This is a genomic window from Nocardia sp. NPDC003345, from assembly GCF_053589395.1.
The window spans coordinates 25803-33257 of sequence record NZ_JBSFRU010000026.1 but is presented as its reverse complement, the minus strand read 5'-3'; the positions used below and the strand labels follow the sequence as shown (position 1 = coordinate 33257).

Genomic DNA, 7455 nt, shown 5'->3' with positions numbered 1-7455 from the left:
CCACGACTTCTTCTCCGGGTCGGGATCCAGCTACGTGATCGGCAAGGCCGTCAACACCGAAGACGACGACTGGGACTTCTGACCAGAGTGCCGGCGGCCCTGGACTGCCCAGAGTCCGACATAGCTCGCTCCGAATGCCTCACAATCGGCAGCCGGTCCTTGGCATGAGTTCTGAAAAAGTTCAGAATGGTGTCATGGTGACGGAGATCCAGTGGAGCGAGCTACAGCGGGATCCGAAGCAGGCTGCACGATTGGCGGACGAGGGCGCTGTCCGAGTGCGACGGCGGGACGGCGCCTCTCTGATCTTGATTCGCGAAGATCGCGCGCAGGGAATATCGGAAGGCTCTGTCGCTGCGGCACGGGCTCTGCGCAATCTGTTCGTGCATCTACCAGCCGAACTCGCCGCCTCCGCCCTGATCGACGAGTTCCCCTGGGTGGAATTGTTGCCGGACGCGTCCCGCACCGAGTTCGTCGCGGACTTCGTTCGCGCCTTTCATACCTCGGCCGAACTCGGGCATTGGTCGGTGCTCGCCCAGACCGTGCACGAATGGCGGAATACGGCCGCCGTCTACGCGGTGCCCGGTCTCGCCGAAGAACTCTCCACCCCGGTGGACACCGACTTCGGCCCGGTGCCCGCCCCGATCGAGGAGTGACGTGGCCGCAAAACGGGGGGATCGTGTGGCACCGCCCGCACGCCCGGGAGGCTGGGAGGCACGTTTCGCGAAGAACGACGCGGCCAAAGGGTGGGAGGAATTGTGCCGCACCGCTCGTTCGAACACCTGGGAAGCATGGATAGTGCTCACCGAGCGCCCCGTCACACCGGAGAACGCGGAGCGCCAGCATCGCCTGAAGGGCGCTCTCGGTCAACGCGTCGTGGGTGGTCGCGAGTTGGAACAGTGGCAGTACGAAGTAACCGCGGGCGGTCGCATCTGGTACTGCCCCGATCCGGCGCAGAGGATCGTCTGGGTCGTCTGGGCCGGTTGCGGGCACCCCAAAATCACCGAGTAGTCGATCCGTTCACTCGAGTGGCCGGCACCAGGGGACGAAGACCGGGACTTCGATCTACGGGCCGTAGCTCCGGTATGGGTGCCGGGCTGCGGGTATACGCGCCGCGGCAGTGACGGTAGGTCGAGGGCGTCGACCGGCTACGCGCGGTTATGGCCAGACAGGCGAACTTGTCGAATTCGAAACCCCGTTTTCGAGCCCGGCCCCTTTAGAGTTGGTGACGAACCGCCCACTTCAGGGAGATGGTGAACATGGCAAATTCGGTCATGGACGATTTCGGCAGTCAGCTACGGGTTGCGTTTCATCGGTTCAGTGATTGGCCCTACCCCGACCAGATCGATCACGAGCTCTTCCGGGCATTCATGAAGACCCCGCACGATGTGGGCGGGGAGCCGGATGCCCCGGCCGTTTTCGAGGAGAAGCAGGAAGAGATCTGGGAGCTCAATACTTTCATCACCTGTGAGGTGCTCGGCTGGCGCGGTATCTGGACCTCCGAGGAACGGCGCAGGCTGGGCAATGTCGATCTCGGGCGTACGCAGTATCTCGGTTTTCCCTACTACGGCCGCTGGGTGCTGGCGATAGCCCGCTGCCTCATCGACAAACGCCACATCACGCTGCGTGAACTCATCGAACGCAGCCACGAGGTCCGGGAGCGGTGCGCGGGCTCGCCGGGTCCGCTGACCCCCGAACCCCGCGGCACCGGGGACGGCGCCGAGGTCGCGCGCAATATTCATCACCGGGACGCGGTCGGTCACGGGGATCCCCAATGTTTCGCCGGACAGGCGGATACGCCGCGGTTCGCGGTCGGCGACCGGGTGCTGGTGCGCGATTATCCGACGATCTTCTACACCCGCACCCAGGAATATCTGCGCGGTAAGCCGGGCACCGTCGTGAAGGTCACCTACGAGAGCCCGATCCCGGAGGACGAGGCGTTCGACCGCGAGGACCGGCGGCCCGAATGGTTCTACATCGTGCGCTTCGATATGAAAGATCTGTGGGACCCCTATCGGGGGTGCGACGAGGACACCTTACAAGCGGAAATTTCGGAGCCCTGGCTCCAGGCGAGCTCATAAACCGGGTTACACCTCCATGAGAGGAACACGATGAGCGGACAGTCGCACGAGGATCACGATCACGACGACGAGTCGCCCCGGCACGCGGCGCCGATGGTCGAAGAGGTCACCGATTTCGAGGTACTCGAGATCGCGCTACGCGAACTCGCGATCGAGAAGGGTTTGTTCACCGCCGAGGATCACCGCAGTTACACCGAGTATTTCGAGCAGCTCGGCCCGGCGCCGGGCTCCCGGTTCGTCGCCAAGATCTGGTCGGATCCCGAATTCCGGCAACTGGCTCTCGACGATCCCATCGCCGCGTGCAACGAGATCGGGATCGATTGGCTGAAACCGACCGGGTTCGGGACGCCCAGCGATTTCACCGCGCTGCACATCCTGGAGGACACGCCGACGCTGCATCACGTGATCTGTTGCAGCCTGTGCTCCTGCTATCCCCGGCCGCTGCTCGGGAATTCCCCGGAGTGGTACCGGACGCCCAATTACCGCCGCCGGCTCGTCCGCTGGCCGCGCCAGGTTCTCGCCGAATTCGGGCTCTACCTCACCGAGGACGTTGAGATCCGGGTCGAGGATTCCAATTCCAAGCATCGGTTCATGGTGCTTCCGGTGCGTCCGGACGGGACGGACGGGTGGAACGAGGAAGAGCTCACGCAGATCGTGACGCGCGACACCCTGATCGGTGTCGCCCTCCCGAAGCCCGGACGGACCGCGGATATCGAACGCCCGGTCCATGCCGCGATCCATCCGGCCGAAAACTACTGACCGACCGAAGGGACAACGGATACCGATGGACCAGGACGTCACGGGGATCAGGGTGCCGCTGCTGGAACAGCTGATCGACCGCGGGCAGGTATGGCCACGGATGGCCGAGAAGTACGGTGTCGAGAATCCCAGTCCGCCATGGAAATCGAGTCTGGACGGATTCTGCGACGCGCTGGACCGTGAAGGCGCCGCCCTGCCGCTTCTCACCCGGCGCGACGAAGAGGATCGCCTCACCGGCGAGGTGTATACCGCACTGCCCTTCCCGGAGAATCAGCTCGTCGCGCTGGCGCATTCGCTGATCGCCAGGCAGATCATCGACGAGTCCGAGCTGGCCGGCCGGCTCGAGGCGGTCCGGGCCAGGCTCGAAGCCGACGACACCGATCACTCCGGCTCCTGACCGTTTACCCGGAATACTCCAGCCCGAGGATACGAGCGAGGTCGCGCAGGCATTCCTCATACACCGGCTCGAGGTCGGAATAGGCGAAGTCGAGCTGGTGCAGCACTTCCATGCACAGCAGGCCGTAGAGCCGAATCCAGCACGACAGGAACACATGCGCGGCCTCGGGCGGCAGTTCGTCGCCGATCGTGGCCGAATAGGCGACCAGTTGCTCGCGCAGGGACGCGGGCAACTCGGACGGGCCGGGCACATCGAAGGGCCGGGTGCGCCACAGCTCGATGGTCAGATCGAGGAGCACCCGTTCGAATCGCTGCCCGGCCCGGTGCCGTTCGGATTCCGGTTGCCGGTTCCGCGGGGTGATCGGAGCGGCGAAGATCCACCCGAATTCGGCCGGATGGGTGATCGCCCAGGCGCGCATGGCACGGCAGGCCGCCAGGATGCGCGCACCGACCGGTGCGTCGGCGCGGGCGTCCCGCGCGGTTTCCATGGCGACGGCCAGTTCGTCGAAGAAGTCCGCGGTCACCGCTCCCACCAGGGCTTCGTGACCCGCGTAGTAGTGATAGAGCGCCGGTCCGCTCATCCCCACCTGCCGGGCGACCGCGTTGACGGTCACCGCGGCCGGCCCCTGCTCCACCAGGAGTGTTCGTACCGCCTCGTGGATTTCCCGCAGGGTTTCCCTGCGCAGCCGCTCCCGCCTTCCACCGGTCTGTGTCGGCATGGCCGCCCTTCTGCTGGTTCGCCTCGCTCATTGACATCCTAGAGTATCTATGTTGTTTTAGTGATTCTAAATCTTTTAGAGGCTCTAGGAGTTGCGGTGGAACGTCGGTGGTGGGTGCCTCTCGCGGTGTTATCGGTCGTGACGGCGGTGTGGTGGCGGCAATCCAGATCTGCCCGGATGCACGCTGACGGCGGCCCGATTCGTGATCGCGAGGTACGGCGGTGAAGGTGCTGATCGTGGGCGGCGGTATCGGCGGCCTGGCCGCGGCGGTGGCGTGCCACCAACGGGGAATGCGCGTCGAGGTGCTCGAGCGCGCGCCGGAGATCACCGAAATCGGCGCGGGACTGTCGATCCAGCCCAACGGGCTGCGCGCATTGGACGCCCTGGGCCTCGGCGACGCGGTACGCGCCGCCGGCCGGGCCGGACCCCTGCGGGGCATCCGCGGCAGCGACGGAACCTGGCTGATCCGCAACGACACCGCGGAGCTCGAACGGCAGTTCGGCCCGTGGGCGATCGTCCACCGGGCCGCATTGGTGGAGATCCTGCGCGACGCTCTTCCCGCGCACGTCCTGCGACCGGGAATCACCGTGCGAGAAGTGCTGCCCGACGGCACCGTTCACCACAACGGCGGCACCGATACCGCGGATCTCGTGATCGGCGCCGACGGTGTGCACAGCGTGACCCGGCGCTCGATCCGGCCGGACGCCGCCGGCCCGCGCTACGTGGGCTACAGCACCTGGCGCATGCTCACCGCACCGGCGTCGGTCGAGGGCAGTGTCGAAGTATGGGGCAGGGGTGAGCGGTTCGGCTACATCCCGATGCCCGACGGCCGTATCTACTGCTACGTGATGGCCAACGCCCCGGCCGGATCTCGGATCGGACTCGATGAGCTCCGCGAACGGTTCGCACGCTGGCACGAACCCGTCCCGGCGCTGCTCGACGCCGCCCACCCGGACGCGGTCCTGCAGCACGACACCTACGAGCTGCCGAAACTGCGCACCTACGTGCGCGGACGAGTCGCGCTGCTCGGGGACGCCGCGCACGCCATGGCACCCAATCTCGGACAGGGCGCCTGCCAGGCCCTGGAGGACGCGGTCACCCTCGCCGCGAGGGTGGACGCCCTCGGCGTGGAGGCGGGATCGCGGGAGTACGACCGTCTCCGCAGGCCCCGCACCCAGATGATCGCCCGGCTCTCCCGCCGGGTCGGCGCCCCCGCCCACTGGCACTCGGCACTGGCGACCACGCTCCGCGATACCGCGCTACCGCTACTACCCGGCGCGTTCTTCGGCCGGTCGATCACACCCGCCTACTCCTGGACCCCCTGACCCGCGGACTCTCTGAACCGCGGACACCCGAAAGATGAAAGGCCCGTTTCCGATGCTCTTCCCGCGAATCGTGGTCGCCGCCGTAGCGGTGATCACGACGGCCGGCGCCGTACTCGCCGACCTGATCGTCCCCGACCTCGCCGCCCAGCACGCCTTCAACCCGAATTGGCCGCCACACGCGAAATTCCACGACGCCCAGTACATGGCGATGACGGTGCTCCTCGGCCTCATCGGCCTGGCGCTCACGCTCCGGCCGGGCCGCGCCCCGCGCGCCCGCACCCTGTGCGCCGCCGCGGTCGTATCCACACCGTGGCTCGGAATGGTCGCGGCCCTGCTGTTCCCCGGCACCGCCACCTACGATCCCGAGTTCGCCGGCCGGACCACTTTCGTTCTCGGCATGCACGGCCAGGTCTTCCTGGCGCTGATCCTGCTCACTGCGCTGCTCGGTGCGGTCGCGGCACTGTGGCCGCGGGCGGATCGGGCGAGGTAGCGACAGGCCGCGACATCAGCCGGTTCCGGGATCCGGTTTCGCGTGGTGCGCCCGGGCGATATCCGCGACGGCGACGATCTTGTCGCGGAGTACCGCCGGGGCGACCACGTCCACCTCCTCCCCGTACCCCACCAGCATGGCGGCCGCCGCATCCAGGCTGCGGACCCGCAGGGTGAACATCTCGGCGGAACCCGCGACCGGGCGCGGGTCGCCGAGGGCGGTCACCGAGAGCGATCGGAGCACCATGACCCGCCGCACCCGGTGCACGCGCAGCACGATCTCGGTGGCGGGTTCGCGGCGGAAATCGTCGCGCATCCGCTGCCACACCTCCCGTAGGTCCAGGTCGGCCGGACGCCGGCTGGGTTCGCCGAGGCGGCGCACCGCGCTGATCCGGGAGACTCGGTAGCTGCGCGGCCGGCCGCGGTGCGCGGCGACGAGATACCAGGTGGTGCCCACCTGCAACAGCCCCCACGGATCGACGGTCCGTTCGCCGGGGGCGGCGGCCTGCCTGGACTGGTACCGGATCCGGAGCCGTTCGTCGTCCAGCACCGCGGCCTGTACCTCGGCCAGCGCGTCCGGGGTGTCCGGGTCGCGATGCCAGCCGCCGGCGTCGAGGACGATGCGGTCCTGCACATGGGTCACCAGGCGGTGCTGATCGTCGGGCAGGGCGGTGGACAGTTTGTGCAGCGCGCGGCAGAACGAATCACCCAGGCCCAGCGCCTCGGCCGCGCCCCGCCCGCCCGCGACGAACAGAGCGTGGGCTTCGGCGCCGGTGAGCTGTTCGGCATCCGGCTCGAACCCCGGGACCAGTGCGAATCCACCGCCCCGCCCGCGCTCGGCATAGACCGGGACCCCGGCCGCCGAGAGCGCGTCCATATCGCGCAGCACGGTCCGTTTGGTCACTTCGAGGCGACGCGCCAGTTCGGCGGCGCTCATCCGCCCGTGCCGCCGCAGCAATTGGACGATCTGGAGAAGCCGATCCGCACGCACCGATCCAGATTCTCACGAAAAGGTGACACCAGATGTCACCTACCGGGTCCGAGACTGAAGCCATGACACAGATCCCGGATTTCCGAAACGATCTCGCTGCCGCCCACGAATGGGTGGCCGCCCTCATGACCGCCGTCCGCCCGGACCAGTGGGCCGACCCCACACCCTGCGCGGAATTCGACGTACGGGCCCTGCTCGAACACCTCTCCTGCCATCCCGCGAAGATCGCGGCGACCGCGCACGGCGACGACCCCCGGCAGCTGCCCTCCCACGCCGCGATCGACGCGAGCCGGCCCGGTGAGGACTATCTGAAACGCGCCGTCTCCGCGCTCGACCAGTGGGCCGACGACGCACTGCTCACCCGCCCGGTCACCGCCCCCTGGGGTGCGGCCCCGGGCGGTCTCGCTCTCGGCGGCTATCTGATGGAGACCGTCGCGCACGGCTGGGACCTGGCCGTGGCGACCGGACAGCCCGCCGAGGCCGACCCGGCCCTGGTCGCCAAGGCCCAGGCCGTAGCCGACCGGGCGTTGTCCGATGCGTTCCGCGGACCGCGCTCACCGTTCGGCCCGCGGGTTGAGCCGAGACCGGAAGCCGGGCCGACCGATCGCCTCGCGGCCTTCCTGGGACGTTCGTGGCGCGCCGAGGACACCTCCCCGACCCCCTGATCTCGCGCTCGGCCCGGGCCCGGACGCCTCCGC

General features: G+C 67.9%; 10 protein-coding genes. 8 read left to right on the top strand and 2 right to left on the bottom strand.

Going from position 1 to position 7455, the window contains the following annotated elements:
- Positions 1 to 380 precede the first annotated feature (380 nt).
- The 5 genes from ACWDU1_RS05640 (at position 381) to ACWDU1_RS05620 (ending at position 3234) form a co-directional block, all read left to right on the top strand.
- Complete coding sequence (locus ACWDU1_RS05640; protein WP_449996097.1) at positions 381 to 653, top strand: hypothetical protein; 273 nt, start codon at positions 381 to 383, stop codon at positions 651 to 653.
- 25 nt (positions 654 to 678) lie between these two features.
- Positions 679 to 1008 carry a hypothetical protein gene (locus ACWDU1_RS05635; protein ID WP_449996096.1) on the top strand — a complete coding sequence of 110 codons (330 nt, stop codon included), beginning with the start codon at positions 679 to 681 and terminating at the stop codon, positions 1006 to 1008.
- A 248-nt stretch (positions 1009 to 1256) separates the two neighbouring features.
- A complete protein-coding gene (locus ACWDU1_RS05630; protein ID WP_449996095.1) occupies positions 1257 to 2078 on the top strand; it encodes an SH3-like domain-containing protein in 822 nt (273 codons plus the stop codon).
- Between the two features lie 30 nt (positions 2079 to 2108).
- Complete coding sequence (scnC, locus tag ACWDU1_RS05625; RefSeq protein ID WP_449996094.1) at positions 2109 to 2837, top strand: thiocyanate hydrolase subunit gamma; 729 nt, start codon at positions 2109 to 2111, stop codon at positions 2835 to 2837.
- A 25-nt stretch (positions 2838 to 2862) separates the two neighbouring features.
- Positions 2863 to 3234, top strand: coding sequence for a thiocyanate hydrolase (locus ACWDU1_RS05620; protein WP_449996093.1), 372 nt, complete (start codon positions 2863 to 2865; stop codon positions 3232 to 3234).
- A gap of 4 nt (positions 3235 to 3238) precedes the next feature.
- Here the strand turns inward: ACWDU1_RS05620 and ACWDU1_RS05615 are convergent, their stop codons facing one another.
- Positions 3239 to 3952 carry a TetR/AcrR family transcriptional regulator gene (locus ACWDU1_RS05615; RefSeq protein WP_449996092.1) on the bottom strand — a complete coding sequence of 238 codons (714 nt, stop codon included), beginning with the start codon at positions 3950 to 3952 and terminating at the stop codon, positions 3239 to 3241.
- Between the two features lie 221 nt (positions 3953 to 4173).
- Here ACWDU1_RS05615 and ACWDU1_RS05610 point away from each other — a divergent pair, with 221 nt between their 5' ends.
- Together ACWDU1_RS05610 and ACWDU1_RS05605 are read left to right on the top strand one after the other, a co-directional pair.
- The gene (locus ACWDU1_RS05610; RefSeq protein ID WP_449996091.1) at positions 4174 to 5277 is read left to right on the top strand and encodes an FAD-dependent monooxygenase; all 1104 of its coding nucleotides are present in this window, start codon (positions 4174 to 4176) and stop codon (positions 5275 to 5277) included.
- Between the two features lie 52 nt (positions 5278 to 5329).
- Positions 5330 to 5767, top strand: a complete 438-nt coding sequence (locus tag ACWDU1_RS05605) for a DUF6640 family protein (protein ID WP_449996090.1) — start codon at positions 5330 to 5332, stop codon at positions 5765 to 5767.
- Positions 5768 to 5782: 15 nt separating this feature from the next.
- On the opposite strand, the gene ACWDU1_RS05600 is transcribed toward ACWDU1_RS05605, so the two are convergent.
- Positions 5783 to 6757 (bottom strand): helix-turn-helix transcriptional regulator, encoded by a 975-nt coding sequence (locus ACWDU1_RS05600; RefSeq protein ID WP_449996089.1) that lies wholly within the window; start codon positions 6755 to 6757, stop codon positions 5783 to 5785.
- A 62-nt stretch (positions 6758 to 6819) separates the two neighbouring features.
- On the opposite strand from ACWDU1_RS05600, the gene ACWDU1_RS05595 reads away from it, so the two are divergent.
- Positions 6820 to 7422 (top strand): TIGR03086 family metal-binding protein, encoded by a 603-nt coding sequence (locus tag ACWDU1_RS05595; RefSeq protein ID WP_449996088.1) that lies wholly within the window; start codon positions 6820 to 6822, stop codon positions 7420 to 7422.
- The last annotated feature ends 33 nt before the right edge of the window (positions 7423 to 7455 follow it).

Bases quoted from the DNA above. Each gene is read 5' to 3' on its own strand.
- ACWDU1_RS05630 (WP_449996095.1), top strand. From the start codon at position 1,257: ATGGCAAATTCGGTCATGGACGATTTCGGCAGTCAGCTACGGGTTGCG.
- scnC (WP_449996094.1), top strand. From the start codon at position 2,109: ATGAGCGGACAGTCGCACGAGGATCACGATCACGACGACGAGTCGCCC.
- ACWDU1_RS05620 (WP_449996093.1), top strand. From the start codon at position 2,863: ATGGACCAGGACGTCACGGGGATCAGGGTGCCGCTGCTGGAACAGCTG.
- ACWDU1_RS05615 (WP_449996092.1), bottom strand. From the start codon at position 3,952: ATGCCGACACAGACCGGTGGAAGGCGGGAGCGGCTGCGCAGGGAAACC.
- ACWDU1_RS05605 (WP_449996090.1), top strand. From the start codon at position 5,330: ATGCTCTTCCCGCGAATCGTGGTCGCCGCCGTAGCGGTGATCACGACG.
- ACWDU1_RS05595 (WP_449996088.1), top strand. From the start codon at position 6,820: ATGACACAGATCCCGGATTTCCGAAACGATCTCGCTGCCGCCCACGAA.